Genomic DNA, 1,786 nt, shown 5'->3' with positions numbered 1-1,786 from the left:
CAATCTCTTTCATCAGGGGGCGGCCAAGGAGAGCGAGGATCCGAACGTCGTCGCCGCAACCATGGCGGCGCCGGGCGTCGTTCTGAAGCGCCCCGTCGGCTCCAGAGGAGCGTTCAAGGAGCACGCGGAGCTGCCAAGCAATCTCGCCGGCGGCAGTTCGACGAAGGCAAACCGCAAGTCGGCGAGCCGAAAGCCGCAGAGACGTCCGAAGCCAACCGAAGACGAGGCAGCCGAGCGGAAGGCGGCAATCGCTTTCGAGAGGGAGCAGAAGCGCCGCGAGCGTAAACGCGCAAAGGAAGAGGCTGCCCGGCAGAAGGAACGCGAGCGACGGCAAGAGGCCGTCGTCAAGGCGCAATCGACTTTGGACGCTGCACGCCGGGAGCACGAAGAGAACGCTGCCGACCTTCGAGGAAAAGGCGCAGGCCGAGGAATCGCGTTGGAAGAAGGAGAAGGCTCGCCTAGAGGCCGCATTGCGGCGAGCGCGCGGGTAAGCTGGTCGTTCTCGTCATGGTCGAGCGGCAATATGCCGAAGTCGGGAGCTTACCAAAACAAGACTGGTCGCTCCGAGTTACGGAAACCTATCGCAAGGACGGTTCTGAATGGCAGTTAGTCCATCGCCACGCGGACCCGCTGGTTCATGGCGTTACGTTGGAGGCGGCCACGATTGCTCGCGGCGGACGTAAGGATGAATGACCGCGGCAAACCGTCCAAGCGCGAAGGAAGAAAACGATCCGTCGGCCCTCACGATCTGGGGTATTTGGCGCGACAAACGGGACCGGCCGCGGGCCATGCTCATGTGGGGCTGGTCAAAGCATTGCGAGCTTCACGGGGTGGCTGTTGAGCAGTTGCCGGGCGAAACCAAGCGCGCGCACGATATCCGCTCTATGCCTTCCTGGGGCCTTGTGGAATGGGTCGCATATAGTTGCCGTCGCTTCCGTGTCGACAAGCTCCTGATCGAAGCAAAGGCAACTGGAATCACGGTCGCGCAGGAAATCCGCCGCCTCTACAAAGAGGAGGATTGGAATATCGAAATGATTACGCCGAAAACCGACAAGGTCGCGCGTACCCATGGGGTTGAGCCGACGTTCGCCGCTCGGATGATCTACGCGCCAGATACCGAATGGGCGGAGAAGGTTATCGCTCAATCGGAAGTCTTTCCGAAAGGAAAGAATGACGACATTCACGACACCACGACCCAAGCAATCGGCTGGCTGCGCCATCGGGGATTCTTGGCGCACGATCACGAGATTGCAGCGGAGATGGCGGAAGCCATGCGGCACAAGCCGAAAGCGAAGCCGCTTTACGAGGGATAGCAAAACGGCCCCAGCCTGTGCCCGCTGGGGCCCCCAACCTGGTGAGCAGGTTTTCCTCCGGTCGGAGGTTTTTGGGGTCGTCGCGAACCGGAGGCGCAGAGTCGACCATCGCCAACCAGTTTCGTTCCTATTCAGCCGAAACGGCAAAACGGCTGACCCGCTTCGCAGATCGCCTCGGCATCGATCGCGTCGTTCTTTTGCCGCTTCACAAACGGCTTTACATAGGCGGGAGGGATCAGCCGAACTTCATGGCCAAGCTGAGCGAGCTGACGGGCCCAGTGATGGGCTCCGCCACATGCCTCCAGGGCTACCGTGCAACTCGGCTGGGCTGCGAAGAAATCCAGCAGCTTTCCTCGGCTGATCCGTTTGCTGAATATAGCTCGCCCTTTCCCGTCTGCTCCATGAGCGTGGAAAACATGCTTGGCGATATCCAGACCGATTATGCTAACCTCCGACACGGACGCCTCCCTTAA

Annotated in this window: 2 protein-coding genes and 1 pseudogene; 2 read left to right on the top strand and 1 reads right to left on the bottom strand. The window is 60.5% G+C overall.

The window, feature by feature from the left end; translation table 11 throughout:
- Both ACZXDY_RS45755 and ACZXDY_RS45750 read left to right on the top strand, forming a co-directional pair.
- The coding region (locus ACZXDY_RS45755; RefSeq protein WP_464349990.1) for a hypothetical protein at positions 1–610 on the top strand (610 nt) is incomplete at its 5' end.
- Positions 611–689: 79 nt separating this feature from the next.
- A complete protein-coding gene (locus tag ACZXDY_RS45750) occupies positions 690–1,313 on the top strand; it encodes a hypothetical protein (RefSeq protein ID WP_464349989.1) in 624 nt (207 codons plus the stop codon).
- A 137-nt stretch (positions 1,314–1,450) separates the two neighbouring features.
- Here ACZXDY_RS45750 and ACZXDY_RS45745 read toward each other — a convergent pair.
- Positions 1,451–1,771, bottom strand: a pseudogene (locus tag ACZXDY_RS45745) (IS110 family transposase); the annotation flags it as partial.
- Between the last annotated feature and the right edge of the window lie 15 nt (positions 1,772–1,786).

The organism is Bradyrhizobium sp. LeoB3, assembly GCF_055456055.1.
Note: the sequence above shows the minus strand (reverse complement) of the source record. Positions and strands in the feature narration are given on the sequence as shown.

Excerpts from the sequence above, each read along its gene's own strand:
- ACZXDY_RS45750 (WP_464349989.1), top strand. The coding sequence starts at position 690 with ATGACCGCGGCAAACCGTCCAAGCGCGAAGGAAGAAAACGATCCGTCG.